Annotated in this window: 18 protein-coding genes; 6 read left to right on the top strand and 12 right to left on the bottom strand. The window is 59.1% G+C overall.

The window, feature by feature from the left end; genetic code table 11:
• Window positions 1–5: 5 nt before the first annotated feature.
• On the bottom strand, window positions 6–2,015 hold the full coding sequence (locus tag QKB66_RS08885) for a DUF6049 family protein (protein ID WP_414253144.1): 2,010 nt from the start codon (window positions 2,013–2,015) through the stop codon (window positions 6–8).
• Window positions 2,012–2,596: an NUDIX hydrolase gene (locus tag QKB66_RS08880; protein WP_061925480.1), complete on the bottom strand. Its 585-nt coding sequence runs from the start codon at window positions 2,594–2,596 to the stop codon at window positions 2,012–2,014. The genes QKB66_RS08885 and QKB66_RS08880 overlap by 4 nt, the downstream gene beginning before the upstream one ends.
• 28 nt (window positions 2,597–2,624) lie before the next feature.
• On the opposite strand from QKB66_RS08880, the gene QKB66_RS08875 reads away from it, so the two are divergent.
• The 4 genes from QKB66_RS08875 to QKB66_RS08860 are packed head-to-tail and all read left to right on the top strand — an operon-like array spanning window position 2,625 to window position 5,682.
• On the top strand, window positions 2,625–4,028 hold the full coding sequence (locus QKB66_RS08875; protein ID WP_248092837.1) for a CCA tRNA nucleotidyltransferase: 1,404 nt from the start codon (window positions 2,625–2,627) through the stop codon (window positions 4,026–4,028).
• A 3-nt stretch (window positions 4,029–4,031) separates the two neighbouring features.
• Window positions 4,032–4,628, top strand: a complete 597-nt coding sequence (locus tag QKB66_RS08870) for a YqgE/AlgH family protein (RefSeq protein ID WP_414253143.1) — start codon at window positions 4,032–4,034, stop codon at window positions 4,626–4,628.
• 17 nt (window positions 4,629–4,645) lie between these two features.
• Complete coding sequence (locus QKB66_RS08865; protein ID WP_061925471.1) at window positions 4,646–5,350, top strand: AzlC family ABC transporter permease; 705 nt, start codon at window positions 4,646–4,648, stop codon at window positions 5,348–5,350.
• The gene (locus QKB66_RS08860) at window positions 5,350–5,682 is read left to right on the top strand and encodes a branched-chain amino acid transporter permease (RefSeq protein ID WP_061925468.1); all 333 of its coding nucleotides are present in this window, start codon (window positions 5,350–5,352) and stop codon (window positions 5,680–5,682) included. The genes QKB66_RS08865 and QKB66_RS08860 overlap by 1 nt, the downstream gene beginning before the upstream one ends.
• 20 nt (window positions 5,683–5,702) lie before the next feature.
• On the opposite strand, the gene QKB66_RS08855 is transcribed toward QKB66_RS08860, so the two are convergent.
• Both QKB66_RS08855 and QKB66_RS08850 read right to left on the bottom strand, forming a co-directional pair.
• Window positions 5,703–6,014, bottom strand: a complete 312-nt coding sequence (locus QKB66_RS08855; protein WP_061925465.1) for a hypothetical protein — start codon at window positions 6,012–6,014, stop codon at window positions 5,703–5,705.
• The gene (locus QKB66_RS08850) at window positions 6,011–6,970 is read right to left on the bottom strand and encodes a bile acid:sodium symporter family protein (protein ID WP_414253142.1); all 960 of its coding nucleotides are present in this window, start codon (window positions 6,968–6,970) and stop codon (window positions 6,011–6,013) included. The genes QKB66_RS08855 and QKB66_RS08850 overlap by 4 nt, the downstream gene beginning before the upstream one ends.
• A gap of 28 nt (window positions 6,971–6,998) precedes the next feature.
• Here QKB66_RS08850 and QKB66_RS08845 point away from each other — a divergent pair, with 28 nt between their 5' ends.
• On the top strand, window positions 6,999–8,063 hold the full coding sequence (locus QKB66_RS08845; RefSeq protein ID WP_414253141.1) for an NADH:flavin oxidoreductase/NADH oxidase: 1,065 nt from the start codon (window positions 6,999–7,001) through the stop codon (window positions 8,061–8,063).
• Between the two features lie 73 nt (window positions 8,064–8,136).
• On the opposite strand, the gene QKB66_RS08840 is transcribed toward QKB66_RS08845, so the two are convergent.
• On the bottom strand, window positions 8,137–8,508 hold the full coding sequence (locus QKB66_RS08840; protein ID WP_061925459.1) for a Rieske (2Fe-2S) protein: 372 nt from the start codon (window positions 8,506–8,508) through the stop codon (window positions 8,137–8,139).
• Window positions 8,509–8,743: 235 nt separating this feature from the next.
• The gene (locus QKB66_RS08835; protein WP_414253140.1) at window positions 8,744–9,199 is read right to left on the bottom strand and encodes an SdpI family protein; all 456 of its coding nucleotides are present in this window, start codon (window positions 9,197–9,199) and stop codon (window positions 8,744–8,746) included.
• Window positions 9,200–9,366: 167 nt separating this feature from the next.
• Between QKB66_RS08835 and QKB66_RS08830 the strand changes: the two genes are divergently transcribed.
• Window positions 9,367–10,584, top strand: coding sequence for a dicarboxylate/amino acid:cation symporter (locus tag QKB66_RS08830; RefSeq protein WP_414253139.1), 1,218 nt, complete (start codon window positions 9,367–9,369; stop codon window positions 10,582–10,584).
• Between the two features lie 113 nt (window positions 10,585–10,697).
• Here QKB66_RS08830 and trpA read toward each other — a convergent pair whose 3' ends face one another.
• The 6 genes from trpA to QKB66_RS08800 are packed head-to-tail and all read right to left on the bottom strand — an operon-like array spanning window position 10,698 to window position 17,342.
• On the bottom strand, window positions 10,698–11,516 hold the full coding sequence (gene trpA, locus QKB66_RS08825; RefSeq protein ID WP_414253138.1) for a tryptophan synthase subunit alpha: 819 nt from the start codon (window positions 11,514–11,516) through the stop codon (window positions 10,698–10,700).
• Window positions 11,516–12,730 (bottom strand): tryptophan synthase subunit beta, encoded by a 1,215-nt coding sequence (gene trpB / locus QKB66_RS08820; RefSeq protein ID WP_311518156.1) that lies wholly within the window; start codon window positions 12,728–12,730, stop codon window positions 11,516–11,518. The genes trpA and trpB overlap by 1 nt, the downstream gene beginning before the upstream one ends.
• A 37-nt stretch (window positions 12,731–12,767) precedes the next feature.
• Window positions 12,768–14,144 carry a bifunctional indole-3-glycerol-phosphate synthase TrpC/phosphoribosylanthranilate isomerase TrpF gene (trpCF, locus tag QKB66_RS08815; protein ID WP_311518157.1) on the bottom strand — a complete coding sequence of 459 codons (1,377 nt, stop codon included), beginning with the start codon at window positions 14,142–14,144 and terminating at the stop codon, window positions 12,768–12,770.
• Entirely contained in the window at window positions 14,137–15,159 is a 1,023-nt protein-coding gene (gene trpD / locus QKB66_RS08810) for an anthranilate phosphoribosyltransferase (protein WP_248092829.1), read from the bottom strand. The genes trpCF and trpD overlap by 8 nt, the downstream gene beginning before the upstream one ends.
• Window positions 15,160–15,810, bottom strand: a complete 651-nt coding sequence (locus QKB66_RS08805; protein ID WP_311518158.1) for an anthranilate synthase component II — start codon at window positions 15,808–15,810, stop codon at window positions 15,160–15,162.
• A complete protein-coding gene (locus QKB66_RS08800) occupies window positions 15,807–17,342 on the bottom strand; it encodes an anthranilate synthase component 1 (RefSeq protein WP_414253137.1) in 1,536 nt (511 codons plus the stop codon). Before QKB66_RS08800 ends, QKB66_RS08805 begins: the two co-directional genes overlap by 4 nt.
• Window positions 17,343–17,600 lie beyond the last annotated feature (258 nt).

Here is a 17,600-nt window from a genome sequence, read left to right as displayed (position 1 = left end):
AGGAACTAACTATCTCTTTTTCGAACTTTTCTTTTTCTACGGCCCAGCCGAAAGAGCAGGGTCAAAATGAGAGCAAGAGCGGCAATGGCGCCGACTCCGTACACGCTTACGATACCGGCACGAGTCTGAACAGCGATATTTATCGGCTCGGAGATGGTCTGCTGGTTAGGCGTGGCCAACCACAAGCTGATGTCTGTTCGGTCGACGTCCGGCATATCTGCGGTCATGGTTACCGTAATGGAACCCTTTGCTGGGATGCGCACGCGCGACGGAGTGTTGAGCGAGGCGTCGTCGGACTCATAGATAAGCGAGGCGTCGACAGGCAGCGGCAGTCCATTTTCCGCCACGATGAGCAGCGGCGATGAATCCGAGACGCGGGTATAGACGTTGCCCGGTGGGATCAGCGACACCGAAGAACGCAGAGTGCGCAGCATCTCAGATTGCTTGGACAGGCGGTAATCAAAGTCCCGGGACAGCGCCAACAGCAGGTCGCGGCGCAGCGGCAGCGTAAACTCATAGCGCGTCATCGCAATCGCCGGGTCGTTGACCATGATGTTGGTCAGCTCATCCGTATAACGCGCCTGCTGCTCCACGCGCACGATATCCGTGTCGCTGTAGGCATTTTCATCCTCATAAGGCGAGCCCGACGGGCGTTCAGTCTCCTCCAACGGCAGCTGCGTCACTGGGCGCGGCTGCACCTTGTCATGCTCGATGAGCCGCGCCGCGGTCTCGAGCACCTTCTGGCCTTTTTCCGGGCTCAGGTTATTGGGCAGCTTGGCCACCACATCTTCTTCACTTGCCGCAATGCTTAGCGATGCCGCGCTGCTCAGCGCCTCAGCCAGCGCAGAGTTCTCTGCCTCATCGTGGCGCAGATACGGGTTGCCGTAGCCCGCCTTCGGATCCAGAAGCGCTCCCAGCGAGGCGTTGAAAGTTGCAGCTTTACCAGACCAGCCGGTGTTATCGGCCACCAGAGCCGGGCGTGAAAACTCCTGGGTGACATACCCGGCGTCGGGAAGCAGCAGCGTCGACGTCGGCTTGCCCAGCAGATCATCGAAGTGGCGGTCGATCGCCTCATTAGTCAAGAACTGATTATTAATGTGGGCTACCGCATTGATATCGGTGTTGCCCCACGGCAGCGCCATCGTGCAATCGATCTGCTTGAGGCGCTCAATCCACGCCTTCGCATCCGCGGAACCGCTGCCCTTCTCGCCGCGTTCTTCGGATTCATCCCTGAACCAAGAGTCGCGCAGGCGCTTCGGGCGCTCCGCAATAGAAGGACGCGTGGAATTGACCGTATAACCATCGGCCATGCGGTCCACCGTATCCACCAGCGCAGGATCCAATGCCACGCAGCCCGCACCCTTTAAATCATGATCCAGGTAGGAGTCCAGCAACTTATCCAGCCGGCCGCCCTCACGCAGCTCTTCGGCCAGATGATCATCGCTCAAGATGAGGGACTCTCCCCCGGTCTCACCAGGCACGATGTTTATGTCCGCGGTGATCGGGTAGATCAGCGTCAGGGCGTGATGATTTTCCACCGGCGCATTGAAATCAAAGATCATGCGCTCCTCGGCAAAGCTATTGGCTTGCCCATCCTGGGTACCCGTCAGCGTGAAAAGCAGCGGGTAATTGCCCGGCTCCGTCATTGCGAGCGTGGGCTCCTGCCCCAAAGAAAGCGGCGCTTTGATCGTCACTTCCTTGGTATCCCCTGGGCCAATGCTGCCTGCGCTTGTCGACGCCCCGTAGTACGGGTAGGTGCCCGCCGCCAGCTCTTCCTGGGCCTGCGCAGTGGTCGAAATGGCATCGCTGCGCCGACTCGTAATCTGCAGATCCTCGATCTCTTCTTCCGTCGGATTATGGATCCGGAAGGTCGCGGACATGACGCCGTCTTCGGTTGACTCGGTGAGCATGTCGAAGTCGAGCGTGCCCGCCGCCAGCTCTTCCTGGGCCTGCGCCTGCGCAGGAATCGGGGCAGCCAATGCTCCCGCGAGGATCAGTGCTGCCAGCCGCTTCACCGTGGGGTCGCCTTTCCTGCGGCGGCTTCCTTTCGAGCCAGATCTGGCAGTAGATCGTGCGCGATGCGCGCCAGCTTGCGTTCATCGGCATAAGCCAGGTGCTCGATGAGCTCCGAGACCGGGATCCAGGAGACCTCGGTGACTTCTGGGTCCTCGTCGTTCAAGACGCCGTCGACAAAGCGCAACAGGTGGTGATGCACCGTCTTGTGGATGCGCACGCCCTCAGAGACGAACCAGTAATCAATCATTCCAAGATCCGCGAAGACCTTGCCGTGAATACCCGTTTCTTCCCAAACCTCACGCTCAGCGGTGACGTTTTTGTCCTCACCGTTTTCCACGTGCCCTTTCGGCATGGACCACAGCAGGCGGCCGCGGCGGTCGAGGCGCCCGATGAGCGCTACATAAATACGGGACAGATCTACCTGGTCCCCATCGACGGCTTCGGCGAGTCCGGACACGACAAGTCCACCTGCGGAAGTCTCGTCACGCGTGGTCATGTGCGTGGCGGAGCTGCGCTGGGGGCGTCTTTCCGGACGGCGGCGGCGACGCCGTCTGCCGGAACCTTGTTCGTGCTTAGTCATCCTAGTTAATCGTAGTAGACTCACACCCGTGAATTTTCAGGACACTCAGCTAAACGGCGTTGAAAAGACTCTAGCCTCGCTCAGTGGCCTCGCAGAGCAATTTCGTGCTCGCGGAAACCGGCTCTATCTAGTCGGCGGCTCTGTGCGTGACGCGTTGTTGTCGCGCCTCGGCCACGATCTTGACTTCACCACGGATGCGCGTCCCGAGGTGGTCCAGGAGATCTTGGAAGGCTGGGCCGAAAAGGTCTGGGATACCGGCATCGATTTCGGCACTGTATCGGCCGTCTATAAAGGCCAGCAGATCGAGATCACCACTTTCCGCTCCGATTCCTATGATGGGGATTCCCGTAACCCCGAGGTAGTCTTCGGCGACACCCTCGAAGGCGATCTGGTCCGCCGCGACTTCAAGGTCAACGCCATGGCCATCGAGCTCAAGGAAGATGGGTTTGAGTTCCACGACCCGATGGGTGGCCTAAGCGATCTGCAAAACAAGATCCTCGATACTCCTGATAAGCCGGAGATCTCTTTCCACGATGACCCGCTGCGGATGCTGCGCGCTGCGCGCTTTGCCGCGCAGCTGGAATTCGAGGTGGCAGATCGCGTCAAGGCCGCGATGGAAGAAATGGCTGGCGAGATCCGCCGTATCACCGTCGAGCGCGTGCAGGTCGAGCTGGATAAGCTGATCCTGGGCAAGCGCCCGGAAACGGGCATTGACCTGCTCGTTGATACCGGAATCCTAGATCATGTTTTCCCCGAGATCCCAGCGTTGCGTATGGCGCCCGATGAGCATGCACAGCACAAGGACGTCTATGTCCACTCGCTGACCGTGCTGCGGCAGGCCATCGATCAGGAGGAAGAGCCGGACCTTATCCTGCGCTGGGCAGCCTTGCTTCACGACGTCGGCAAGCCCGATACCCGCGATACCACCAACGGCAAGGTGACCTTCCATCACCACGAGGTCGTAGGCGCGAAGCTGGTGCGCAAGCGCCTGCGCAAGTTGAAGTACCCCAAGGCCACCACCGAGGCCATCGGCCAGCTGGTCTACCTGCACATGCGCTTCCATGGCTTTGGTGAAGGCCAATGGACCGACTCCGCCGTGCGCCGCTACGTCACCGACGCGGGCGATCTCCTTCCTCGCCTGCACAAGATCGTGCGCGCCGATTGCACTACCCGCAACGAAAAGAAGGCTCGCCGTCTGCAGCGCACTTACGATCACTTGGAAGAACGCATCGCGGAGATCGCTAAGAAGGAAGATCTGGCCAAGGTGCGTCCGGATCTCGACGGCAACGAGATCATGGAGATCCTCGGCCTGCAGCCCGGGCCGGAGGTTGGCCAAGCTTGGTCTTATCTTAAGGAATTGCGCTTGGAGGAAGGCCCGCTGGGGCGCGAGGTTGCTATTGCGAAGCTGCGTCAGTGGTGGGAGTCTAGGTAAGTAATGTATGCCGATAGACTTTTCAACGCCCTAGAGCGCAACGAGCCCGCCCCCGGCCAGCTTTTGATCGCTGCACCGGGCATGCTTTCTCCTGAATTCGCTCGCTCGGTGATCTTGGTGATCGAGCACAACGACGTGATGACCTTCGGCGTCGATCTGACCAAGCGCTCCGAAGTGGCCGTGTTCAACGTGCTTCCTGAGTGGCTGCCCCTCGTGGCTAAGCCGCAGGCGCTCTACATCGGTGGCCCGATGAATCAGCAATCCGTCATAGCGCTTGGCATGACTAGGCAGGGCGTGCGCATCGAGCAGGAGCCACAGCTCAATAAGCTTGCCCCGCGCCTGGTGCACGTGGATCTGCGTGCCGAGCCCGAGGAGATCGCTGAGCTTGTCGACGGCGCGCGTTTCTTCGCCGGCTACGCGGAGTGGGGCCCTGGCCAATTATCGGAAGAAATTGATCGCGGCGACTGGTATGTTGCTCCGGCGCTTGCGCAAGACGTGCTCACTCCCGGTGCCGCTGACCTGTGGGGCGATGTTATGAAGCGTCAGCCTATGCCGCTGCCTTTGTATTCCACATACCCGGCGAATATTAATGACAACTAATGATCTAGTATTTGCGCATGCGTGAGGAGATTCTTAAAGGTCTGAAAGATACTGCGCCGGTAGCCTTAGGACTCGTACCGCTTGGACTCGCGTTCGGAATCCTGATTGTGCAAACCGGCTACGACTGGTGGTGGGCTCCCATCTTTTCCACCGTTATTTATGCGGGTTCGATGGAGTTCCTCGCCATCAATATGGTTACGGCAGGCACTAGTGCAATTGCCTCGTTGGTCACTGGTTTCATGGTTAACTTCCGCCATATTTTCTACGGGCTTACATTCCCACGAGATAACATCCACAGTCGTCTGGGCCGCGCCTATGCTACTTATGCGCTAACCGACGAAGCCTATGCCATCGTTTCCTCCAAGCCCAAGGATGAGGAAGTTAGCGGCCCACACATCCTTACTATTCAGGGCCTGATTCAGTCCTCCTGGGTGTGCAGCGGAATCGTTGGCGCTCTTGCCGGCCAGGTTATCCCCGCGGATATCAAGGGCCTCGAATTCGCCCTCGTGGCGCTCTTCGTCGTCCTGACCATGGATGCCTTCCAAAACAACAAGGATTACTCTCTGCCGCTTTCCGCAGCAGTGTGTGGCATTCTTTCCGCGGTGCTGTTTCCTGGGCAGGTTCTCATGGTCGCACTGGCAGCCTATTTCTTGCTGCTGTTGATGCGTCACTTCTCTCCGCGTCTGGATACCGCAATGATTCTGCGAAGGGGTGAGCGTTAATGCCAGCAGGCGTAAGTCTGTCCATGGTAGCGGCGGTGTTGTTGCCAATCTGCGTCGTTACTCTGCTGTTGCGTGAGCTGCCCTTTTCCTTCATCAAGGCGCTGAAAGGCAGCCAGTTCATCGGCCTACTCGGTATGACCATGCCGGTGGGCGTTATGACCGTGCTGGTGGTTTATACCGTCTACGGACAAAAAGAAGCGCCCGGCGGAATCCTCGCCGCCTTGATTGGTGTGGCGATTACTGCCGGGCTGCACTGGTGGCGAAAGAGCTCCGCTTTCTCGATCTTCGGCGGAACTGCCGCTTACGTGCTTTTAGTTAACTTCGTCTTCTAACGCTTCCACGCCGAAGCGTCTTATAGGTCTCCGTAGAGCGCCAAGGCCTCGGTCCACAGTGCCGTGAAATCCTCTTCGGAGACATGCTCCGCGCTGATATTCGGGTAATTGTCGTAGGTGTTTGGGTGCGGCACCGTGGATTGCGGGATGTCGGCGTTTCCCACCGATTTATTTGGGGTGGCGGCGCCTGCCACGGCGTCGTTTGGCGCGAGCGCAATCATGCGCAGCATGGTGCAGGTCTCGGCGTCTACTTCTTCCATTTCCGCTACGTGAATGGCGGAACCGACGCCCGGGACCTCCATGGTGGTGCGGATGTACATCAGGGTGCTCATGACTGCCCAGCATACCGGGCGGCCAGCCAGGAGCAGATCATCAGCTGAACCTGGTGGTAGATCATCAGCGGCAGGATCAAAAGCCCCAGTGAGGTCCCACCTGCCGCGAAGATAACTGACGCCATGGGCAGCCCGGTGGCAAGAGATTTCTTCGAACCACAGAATCCGATGGCGATGACGTCCTCGCGCCCGAACCCGATGTGGGAGCTAATGATGCGCGTTAGCCACAGCATGAAGGCCACCATAGCGATAGAAAGCGCCACGAGGAATAACAACTCCCAGATCTTGATTGAGCCCCAGATGCCGTCCACTACTCCCTTGGAGAAGGCGCCATAAACCACCATCGCGATCGAACCACGGTCGACGATCTTTGTACCTTTGTTAGCGGCAAAGTCCTTTACCCAGCGGCGCGTGAGCTGACCTAGGACGAACGGCGCGAGAAGAAGCAGACTGATCTGCAGGAAGACTCCCCCGTCTACCGATATGCCATCTCCCGCGCCCATCAGCGCCATGACTAACAAAGGAGTTAGGACGACTCCGACTAGGTTTGAGGCCGAGGCAGACACGATGGCTCCCGCGACATTTCCTTTCGCCACCGAGGTAAAGGCCACCGAGGATTGCACTGTTGATGGCACCAGCGTCAGGAACAGGATTCCCAGATACATGTCCTGTGAAATGAATGCCGTAAGTGGGCGAAGTGCTAATCCCAGCAACGGATAGGCCACGAAAGTAAAAGCCAAGATCGTTAAATGTAAGCGCCAATTCTTCAGGCCTGCCAGTGCCTCCGCAGTAGAAAGACGAGCACCATAGAGGAAGAATAGCAGCGCAATAACGATGTTCGTTAACGAGTCGAAGACTGCGGCAAATCCTCCCCTGGCTGGGAAAATAATAGCGACTATTACCGCGGAGACGATGAGCAAGATGAGCGGATCTATCTTCTTGAGGCGCGAAGTCATGAACAAATCCTATCGGTAGCATGTGATCATGACTAAGCTATTTACTCCGCTAACCTTGCGCGGCGTCGAGTTTCCCAACCGCGTGTGGATGCCGCCGATGTGCCAGTATCAGGCAGTACAAGGCGTACCTCAGCCCTGGCATATGGTTCACTATGGCTCACATGCTGTTGGCGGCTTTGGCCTCAGCATCGTAGAGGCCACCGCCGTCTCCCCAGAAGGCCGCATCTCCCCGCAGTGCGCCGGTATCTGGACCGACGAGCAGCGCGATAAGTGGAAGGAAATCGTCGACTTCGCGCATAGCGTTAATGCTCGCATCGGCATTCAGCTGGGCCATGCCGGGCGCAAGGCTTCTACCTATCCGATGCTGCCCAGCTACGCGCGCGGCTCCGTCCCCGTCTCCGAAGGTGGCTGGGAAACTCTAGGTCCCTCGCCCATCGCTTATCCCAACTATGCGGTTCCACGGGAGATGGCTCCTGCCGACATCGCACGCGTGGTGGAAGACTTTGCCTCCGCAGCAAAGCGCAGTGTTGGGGCCGGCTTTGACGCAATCGAGCTCCATATGGCGCATGGCTACTTGCTGCACAACTTCTTGAGCCCGCTGAGCAACCAGCGCAACGATGAGTATGGCGGCAGCCTGGAAAACCGTTTGCGCCTTCCCCTTGAGGTTGTCGACGCAGTGCGTGCCGTCATCCCCGAGGAGATGCCGCTTATCGCGCGTGTCTCTGCCACCGATTGGATCTTTGATCGTCCAGCTTGGGATGTCGAGGACACCGTCACCCTTGCCGTGCAGCTGCGTGAACGTGGGGTCGACTTGATTGACGTATCTACCGGCGGCAACGTGCATGCCGACATTCCGGTTGGACCTGAATATCAGGTGGACTGTGCCACTAAGGTCCGTGAAGCGGGCCTGCCGGTTTCGGCGGTTGGCCTCATTACTGAGCCGCAGCACGCCGAAGAAATTCTTGCTGCCGATCGAGCCGATGTCATTGAGGTTGGCCGTGCCGCTCTGAAGGATCCCTATTGGCCGCGACGCGCTGCTGAAGAACTCGGTTCACCGTTGGAGGCGCTCCCCTCCTATAGCCGCGCCCGGTGATTGGGGCTTAATGTTTCGGCGTTATTAATCAAAAGAGGGAGCGTTTCACGTGAAACACTCCCTCTTTTTGGTCTTAAGCCGAGACGTTTTTAACCTTGTCGCCCTCGGTCTCGACGTCATATTCGGTTAGCGGTTTGGTTCCAGGGCCGTCGATGACGGAGCCGTCTTCCAGGTTGTAGGAAGTAAAATGCGTGGTGCAGGTTGCCGTCATCTCCTCGATCTGGGTGATTAGGCTGCCCTGGTGTGGGCAAGTCTGCGAGTATGCTTTAAACTCACCCTTCTTGGGTTGCGCGAAGATGACCTTGTCTACAATGACGGCCGAGCCGACCGGAACCTCGGTGGCTGCGATTTCTGCGCTTGGTTCCTTACCGCATGCGGCAAGGTAGGCGCCCGCGAAGGTGGTTGCGGAGCCGAGAAGGAAGATGCGACGTGAACACTGAGTCATGTGTCTACCCTATCGCATCCTTTCGGAAATTCGGCCAAGTTTCCTTTCAATGGTGAACCCAAGTCTTGGAGTAAACAAAATCTTTGTATTCCCCATTTCCGGCCGGCATTAGTTGCCGATCTTAAAGTCACTTATGACGATAAGACTTTAGACCCTCTGGGTTGCCATTTAACGTCACTGTGTCTTTAGTGAATGGTATGAAAATAGCCCCCGCGGCGCGAGGGCTGAAGGCTTGCTAGGCGTGATCTGCTTGCTCGGCTGCCTTGCGGAGCGCCCCGAGATCTACCTCGGGTTCGGTGGAGCCGCATCCATCGTCGCCACAGTTGCAGCTGTCACCGCAGCCCTCTTCTGCCTTGTGGGCTTCATCCCACAGGAAGGCTGCGCGAGAACCCATGTTAGATCCGATGGACAGCGCCAGGATGGAAATCACAAAAGTCAGGGCCGGGATGGTCCACATCCAGCCGTGTGCGGAGATCGCCACGACTCCGCCGAAGAGCAAAGAGACACCAGACAGCATCCAGAATGGGCCGGCGATTGCATGAGCATTGTCCCACGCTTCCTTAGTCTTGCGGATTTCTACCAGGCGGAGGCCCACGACACTGTTACCGGGGAGCTTACGCGCGGTGGCGAGGCCGCCCACGATGAGGAAGATGGCGGCGAGGGTAAAGAAGATGATGGCTATCGCGAGCATGTCCCCTAGTTTATCCCTGAATTTGCCAGAAGAAAATCCAGCTCTTCCTGGGTTCGCGGCGATTTTACGATGAGTGTGAATAGCTGCTCGTTTGGTAACATTCTGCTCGTGTTGTGCCAAAGAAAACAGTGCTCACACGCACCACATAACAATGAAAAGATAGCTAAATGAACCTCAAGAGTTTTACTAGCTCTTTGCTCTTTAAGATCGTCGCCGCGATCATATTGGGCATTGCTGCTAGCTTCATTCTTCCGGAATGGGCCGCGCGCATCTTCGCCACCTTCAATGGGCTCTTCGGAAACTTTCTGGGCTTTTTCATCCCAGTTCTGATTTTCGCTCTCGTGGCGCCTGCGATTGCGGGGCTTGGTCGCGGCGCTGGCAAGTGGCTCGGAATGACGGTCGCACTCGCGTATGGCTCCACGATTCTCGCGGGCTTCATTGCCTATGGATTGTCAGTCGCGCTTTATCCAACGATGCTTGCGGGCCAGACCATCGATACCAACGTTTCCGATATTGAGGAAGGCGCGCTGCAGCCCTACTTCACCGTGGATATGCCGCCACCATTCGAAGTAATGTCGGCGTTGCTTTTGTCCTTCTGTATCGGCGTTGCGATGACTGCGGTAAAATCCGACACTCTCTACGCGGTGACTAAAGAGCTGGAAGCCGTTGTAGTCAAGATCATCTGGGGATTCGTCGTTCCGCTTCTGCCGGTCTACATCTTCGGCATGTTCTTGTCGCTGGGAATGAATGGCAATCTTGGCGACGTCCTCGTTGCCTTCTCTAAGGTGCTTATCCTCGCCGTCGTCATGACCATCGTGTACCTTCTCTTCCAGTACCTGGTCGCTGGCGCAATCGCGCGCAAGAATCCCTTCGTCGCGCTAAAGAATATGGCGCCGGCCTATTTCACCGCGCTGGGTACCTCATCCTCAGCTGCCACGATTCCGGTCTCCCTAGAGTCCGCGCTTAAGAATGGCATCTCCCGGCCGGTGGCTGGTTTCGTCATTCCGCTCGGCGCAACCATCCACATCTCGGGCTCGATGATCAAGCTGACCCTGTACGCTTTCGCCATCGTCACGATGACGGGCATGGATGTTTCCTTCGGCGAGGCGGCAGGGTTCATCTTCCTTCTGGCCATCATGATGGTTGCTGCGCCTGGCGTCCCAGGCGGTGCGGTGATGGTTGCGGTGGGTCTTCTGCAGGCAAACATGGGCTTCGATGATTCCCTCGTGGCGCTCATGATTGCGGCATACATTGCCATCGACTCGGTCGGTACCGCAGCGAATGTCACGGGCGATGGTGCAATCGCGATGATTGTGGATCGCTTCGCGCGCGGCAAAATTGAGGGCCTTGACGAGCAATCTGCTTCCCCAGCCGAACAACAGTAAGAGCTGTTCTTATAGGCACTTAATCCAAAACTAGGACCCGAGGAAAGTTCATGCGAGAACTTCCTCGGGTCTTTTTATATGCGTTTTGATGCGCTCAGTTTTTTAAACTGCCGCTACTTCTTGGTCGCCGCCTTCATGGATGCGACGAAGTCGGTGATGTCTTGCTTAAGGGCATCGACATCAATGTCGGTTTCACGTGAAACGTGCTTCTCAATGATCTTGGTGATTGCGGAGCCGGTTATAGCGCCCGCTGCGCCGGCAGCGATGGCATCGGCAACATGTTCTGGGGTGGAGATGCCGAAGCCGAGGAGAACTGGAGCGCCTTCGAAGCGCTTGACGTTGGCAACCACCTCGTCGAGGCCGCGGGTCTCCGAGACTTTCTCCGTACCAGTCACGCCGTCGCGGGAGATGGCATAAATGTAACCCTTGGAGTATTTAGCCACGCCTGCCAAGGTCTTCTCGCTCGCCTGTGCCGGGGCGATGAAGATTGGGTCGACGCCAGCCCTTTCCGCGGCCGCGACGAATGAGGCGCCTTCGCGCACCGGGACATCGGGAAGCAGGATGCTATCTGCACCCGCATCGCGGAACTCCTGATAGAAGTTCTCGATGCCACGGGTGAATGGGACGTTGCCGTAGATCAGCATGCCGATGGGAAGCTTCGGAAACTCGGAGCGAATCTGCTTGATCTGCTCAATTGCGGCATCGACGGTCGCGCCGTTGGCTAGCGCGCGGATGTGCGAGGCCTGAATCGTCGGGCCATCGGCGACTGGGTCGGAGAAAGGAACGCCCAACTCGAGGGCGTCGGCACCGCCGGCGACGGCCGCGCGGACGATCTCCAGAGCTACTTCCGGAGAGGGATCGCTCAGCATGATGAAAGGAACGAATGCTCCCTCGTCCTTGAGGGCGGCAAACAGGGGGTCATAGCGGCTCATTAGTTTTCCTCCTTGAGGCGCAGCTGTGGGTTCTGCTCGAGGGTGTGGCGGACGTGGTCGATGTCTTTATCGCCGCGGCCAGAAAGGGATACAAGGATGGTGATGTCTTCTTCTTTACGCTTCAACGCATAGGCCAGGGCGTGGGAAGATTCGAGGGCCGGGATGATGCCCTCCTTCTTGCTCAGTAGCTGGAAGGCGTTGAGTGCCTCGGCATCGGTGATGCCGACGTACTTAGCGCGGCCGGTCTTAGACAGGTGTGCGTGTTGTGGGCCGACACCCGGGTAATCTAGGCCGGCAGAGATGGAGTAAGACTCCTCTACTTGGCCGTCAGCATTGCGCATCAGATAAGAGCGCGCACCGTGGAGGATGCCCACCGTTCCGTTGTTGATGGTTGCGCCGTGCTTACCGGAGGCGAGGCCCTCGCCTCCTGGCTCAGCGCCAACTAGCTCGACTCCCTCGTCCTCAATGAAATCGGCGAACATGCCGATGGCGTTGGAGCCGCCGCCGACACAGGCGACGACGAGGTCTGGCAGCGTGCCAGTCTGCTCAATCATCTGCGCCTTGGCCTCTTCAGAGATGACCTTGTGGAACTCGCGCACGATGGTTGGGAACGGGTGTGGGCCGGCGGCAGTACCGAGGAGGTAATGGGACTCGTGGAAGGTTGCGGTCCAATCGCGCAGTGCTTCGTTAACGGCGTCCTTGAGGGTGCCGGAGCCGGTGTCGACGGCAACGACCTTCGCGCCCATGAGTTCCATGCGGTAGACGTTGGGCTGCTGGCGCTCGACATCCTTGGCTCCCATGTAGACCACGCACTCAAGGTCGAGCAGCGCGCACGCAAGTGCGGTGGCGGTGCCATGCTGGCCGGCGCCGGTCTCCGCTATGATGCGGGTCTTGCCCATGCGCTTGGCCAGCAGGGCTTGGCCGATTACCTGGTTCGTCTTGTGTGCGCCGCCGTGCACCAAGTCCTCGCGCTTGAGGAAGATGCGGGCCTTGCCGCCGAGCTTGGTTGCCTCGGTCAGCGGAGTCGGGCGGCCGAGGTAATCCTTCAGGTAGCCGGCGAGCTCCTCACGGAAGGAGGGATCGTTCTGGGCATCTACGAAGGCTTGCTCAAGCTGATCGAGAGCTGGGATGAGGGATTCTGGCACGAATTGCCCGCCGAATTCACCGAAGTAGGCCGGGAGCAAGGTTTCCCTGGTTTCTTGTGTTTCAGTCATGTTCTTTCCTGTGTTGGGGTGTTGGGGAGATGTCTATTTAGGGCTTTGTGTAGTTGCGGATGGTTTGGAAAGCGCGGGCGATGAGGCCAGAGTCCTTGCCGCGGGAGGTCTCCAATCCGGAGTTGAGGTCGAGGCCGGCGGTGCCGACGGCGAGCGCTTCCTTCAGATTCTCGAGGTTGAGTCCCCCAGCGAGGAGGGCCGGGACATCACGTGGAACCGTGGACCAATCGAAGGTCTGCCCCGTGCCGCCGCGGCCGGTGTCGAGAACGAGGAGATCCGCGTCTTCGGCAAGCGCCCGCGCCAAGTCCGGGGCATCCGGCGCCGTCATGTCGACGGCACGCCAGACAAAGTTCGAATGCTTGCGGGCCTCCGCGATGAGCGCGCGCTCGGCCTCGACGCTCCCCTGATACGGGGCATGCAGCTGGATTGCGTGGATGCCGTCGAATGCAATCTCCGCGAAGTTGGAGGTGCGCCGCGAGACCGCAACGTAGCGCAGCCCCGGCTCGTGGCTGATGATCTGTTCCGCAGTTTCACGTGAAACATTGCGCGGAGAGTCCTCCTCGAAGATGAGTCCGCCGTAGATGGCACCGGCCGCACGAGCCGCCTGCGCCGCGGAAGGAGTGCTGAGTCCGCAGACCTTAGTGTCTCCGTAGACGAGGCGGCGCGCGGCTAGGTCGATGTCCGGCTGGCTCGTCAATTGAGAGCCGACGAGGAAAGCGTTGGCGTGGCCGCCGATGCGACGCACCGTTTGGTTAGCGCGGATGCCTGACTCGGAGACAATGATCTTGCCTTGCGGAACATACTCCGCGAGCTTTTCCGAACGCGTCAGGTCGATGCTCAGATCGTGGAGGTTCCGATTATTGATGCCGATGATGTCGACGCCGAAGGCGACGGCGCGGTCGACCTCCTCTTTGGTAATCGCCTCCGTCAGTACGTCCAGTCCTAAAGAATCGGCGAGCGCCTTCAGCTCCGCGTAGGTCTCGTCGTCGACGATGGACATCATCAACAAGATGGCGTCGGCGCCGTAGTAGCGCGCGGCATAAACTTGAATCGGGTCGATGATGAAGTCCTTGCACAGCACCGGCAGATGTGTGGACATCGCGACGGTCTGCAGATGATCATAATCGCCGCCGAACTTATCGGGCTCGCACAGTACCGAAATTGCCGAGGCATAGCGGGAGTAGATGCGCGCGATGGCACCCGGCTCGTAGTGCTCGCGAATAAGTCCGAGCGAAGGTGAGGAGGACTTGCACTCCATGATGAAGCGATTGGTGCCATCCAGGGCGTCGTAAAGCGAACGCTCCGACTTCGGCAGCTTCGCCAGATCCACGTGGGCGATGCGCTCCCGGATCTCCGCGAGATGGGTGCGACGCCCCGCGACGATCCCTTCCAACACCGTTGGCAGCTTAGGCATAGTTGGCCTCCTCGTGGGTGCGCAACCACCCGGCCACCTGACCGGAGTCGATGATTTCCTTCGCATGGGCGACGCCTTCGGCGATGGTTGCGGTCTTGCCGTAGAGATAGAACATCGCGCCCGCCGCGGCGACGATGGCATCGCGGTGTGCGGGCTTGCCCTCCCCCGCGAAGACGTCGCGAAGCAGCTGCGCATTCTCCGCGCCGTCACCGCCGACGAGGTCCGCGAGCTCGTGGCGTTTAATGCCGAGACTTTCTGGCGTGACGTCATATTCGCTGATCTCGCCATCCTTTAGCTCCCACACGTGGGTGGTGCCGTGGACGGCAATCTCATCGGTGCCCGCACCGTGGACCACCAACGCGCGGGTGCGGCCTAGCTCCTTGAAGACTTCCGCGATGAGGCGTCCCTGCGCGGTGTTGGCGATGCCCATGATCTGAAACTCCGGGCGACCCGGGGAAAGCAGTGGACCGAGGGTGTTGAAGATGGTGGAGATGCCGAGTGCTCTGCGCACCGGCTGCACGTGTGCCACCGCCGGGTTATAGGCTGGGGCGAAGAGGAAGGTGAAGTTGGACTCCTCAAACTGGCGCACGGCGCGCTCTGGATTGAGGTCTAGCGGAATGTTCAGCGCCTCGAGGACGTCGGCCGAACCCGACTTGGAAGAAACCGAGCGGTTGCCGTGCTTGATCATCTTCACCCCGTCGGAGGCTGCGACTAGCGACGCCGCGGTGGTGATGTTGATGGTATTCGCACCGTCACCACCGGTGCCCGCGGTGTCCATCAGGCCCTCGCCGGTGATCGGGAAAGGGCGGCCGGCCTTCAGGAAGGCATGGGCGGCACCGGCGACGTCGGCAAGCGTCTCGCCCCTGGTGCGGATGTGGGTGAGCAAAGCGGCGATGTGAATGTCGTCGTACTCGCCGACGGTCAGCGAAGTAAAGACCTTCCCGGCCTGTTCGAGGGTGGGTTCGGCGGTGTTCAAGTACTCCTGGAGGAGCTTCAGTGCGTTCTTGTCTTCCATTTAGTTGGCCTTTCCAAATAGGTACTTCGCGGACAAATACTCGATGCAGCTTTCCAGCATGATGGGCCCGGTGGGACTAAGTACGGACTCTGGGTGGAACTGGACCCCGAAGGCCATCTGGTCCTCGGTCTCGGCCGCCATGACGACGTCTCCGATGGCGGTCTCGGTGGTAGCCAGCGCTCGCATTTTTGTAGGGATTTGCTTGCAGCCCAGGGAGTGATAGCGCGCCACTGGGACTTGGGTGCCGACGTAATCCGGATTATCCGGCTCGGAGTCGACGGCGAGCCCGGTGAAGATGGGATGTTTCGCGCCAGCTTTAGTTAGGGTCATCCGGACCGACTTGCCGTGTACCGGGCCGCAGGGCTCGACGGTGCCGCCGTGGTGATCCAGCAGCGCTTGGAAACCGAGGCAGATGCCAAACAACGGGATCTTCCCCAGCACCTTATCGATGAGTTCCATCATGCAGCCGGCCTCGCGCGGGTGGCCCGGGCCTGGGGAGAGGCAGATGATGTCGGGTTCCGCAGCCAGGATTTCTTCAACCGAGACGGTATTGCGGAAGATGGTCGTGCGGTAGCCGGCGAGCGCGTCGACCAAGTTGTAGACGAAGGAATCGTGGTTATCGATGAGCACCACGTGCGGGGAATGAGTCACCGGACAACCTCCAGTTTTGCGTTATGAGCGAGTGCGATGGCGTGCAGCACGGCATAGGCCTTGTGCAAGGTTTCATCGGCTTCGGCCTGCGGCACGGAATCGCGGACAACGCCGGCGCCAGCCTGAACCACCGCTACCCCGCCTTTCACGTAGGCGGAGCGGATGACGATGCAGTTATCCATGGAGCCATCGCCCTTCAGGTATCCCACTGCCCCGCCGTAGGAACCGCGGCGCGTTTTCTCGGTTTCGCGGATGAGTTCCATCGCGCGAAGCTTCGGGGCGCCGGTGAGAGTGCCCATGTTCATGCATGCGCGATAGGCGTCGAGGGCGTCGTAGTCCTCGTGGAGGGTGGCGGTTACACGTGAAACCAAGTGCATCACGCGGGAGTAGCGATCCACCTGGAGGAGCTCGGCGACCTTGCGGGTCTGTGGGACGGCCACGCGCGCGAGATCGTTGCGGGCCAGATCCACGAGCATCGTGTGCTCGGCAACTTCCTTGTTATCCGTGCGCATTTCGAGCTCATTGCGGATGTCGAGTTCGTGGTTGATGCTGCCATCCTTGTTGAGCCCGCGCGGCCGAGTGCCGGCGATGGGATAAAGCTGAACCTCACGGCTGGCGGCGTCGAACTTTAGGTTGGATTCTGGTGAGGCGCCGAAAAGTTCGTAGTCCGCGCCGCGCACGTAGAACATATATGGCGAAGGGTTCGTCTCGCGCAGTTGGCGGTAGGCGGCGAAGGCGTCGGGGCATTCGAGGGAAAATGCGCGGGCGGGCACCACTTGGTAGATGTCCCCCGAAGTCACGTTATTTTGTAATTGTGACACAATTGCGCGGAACTTGGAGTCGGGCATCGAAGCTTCCGCAACGAGGCGATCACGTTCCGGCGCGGGTTCTAGACTTTGCGGCTTGATGGATGCGAGCTCTGCCGAGCTTGCCGACGCCGCTTCCTCGCTCAGGTCGACCGCATGCAACGCGGCGGTCTCTGCGGCGTGGTCGATGGTGAGGAGAGTCTGTGCGACGAGAAACTCATAATCCGGATAATCGTTCAGCCCCTCCCCTACGGCGGGCAGTTTCTCGAAGGTCTCGAGATAGTCATAAGCAAAGCCGCCTCCGACGAATGGAAGGGCGCCATCCGGCGTGGAGTATCCGGCATCTAATTGAAGGGCACGAAGTACGGCGGCGGTCGAAACGTCGCGGAGGCGCTCGCGCTCGTCGCTCTTCGCGGAAAGGCTAAAAGCGAACGCCTCGCCATCGAAGAACTCGCCAAGCTGATCCTTGAGGCGCTCCATCATTGCCTCGCCCACTTTAGTCAGTGGCGAGGCTGTGACACGCTGTCCCCGGCAGGTAACTTTCAATGCGGCCTGGAGAATTGCGATGCAATTGAGGTTCTTTTTCGACTCGATGTCGGCGGCCTCTAGGAGGAGGCTATTCTTCGGCTGCGCGAGCCGTTGGAAAAGTAGGGATGCATCCTGCTCATAAGGTATCGCTCGGGAGGCGGTATGGAAGACCGTTCCGGAGGTAGGGGTTGGTGGCATTCGTGGTGGCCTTTCGCGGCTAAATGTTGTCTGTAGCTTTTAAAGTTTTGAAGCTTTAGATTCGCGCCGCGTGCGCCGTGGTGGCTATAAAACCACGAAAGGCCCGCATAGCGCGAGCCTAAACCTTCTGGGTTCGAGTGAACCGGCCCGCAGTTACGCGAGCCACCACCAGTTCTGGGTCTTGTTGGTCAGAAGTTGCATGAGACACACCATAGCATGAGTGTGTGCTACGTGTGTGGTTTCGAGCACATTTTATGC

This window comes from Corynebacterium sp. c25Ua_89, assembly GCF_047459735.1.
GTDB classification, from domain to species: Bacteria; Actinomycetota; Actinomycetes; order Mycobacteriales; family Mycobacteriaceae; genus Corynebacterium; species Corynebacterium simulans.
This window is presented reverse-complemented; position numbering and strand designations above follow the sequence as displayed.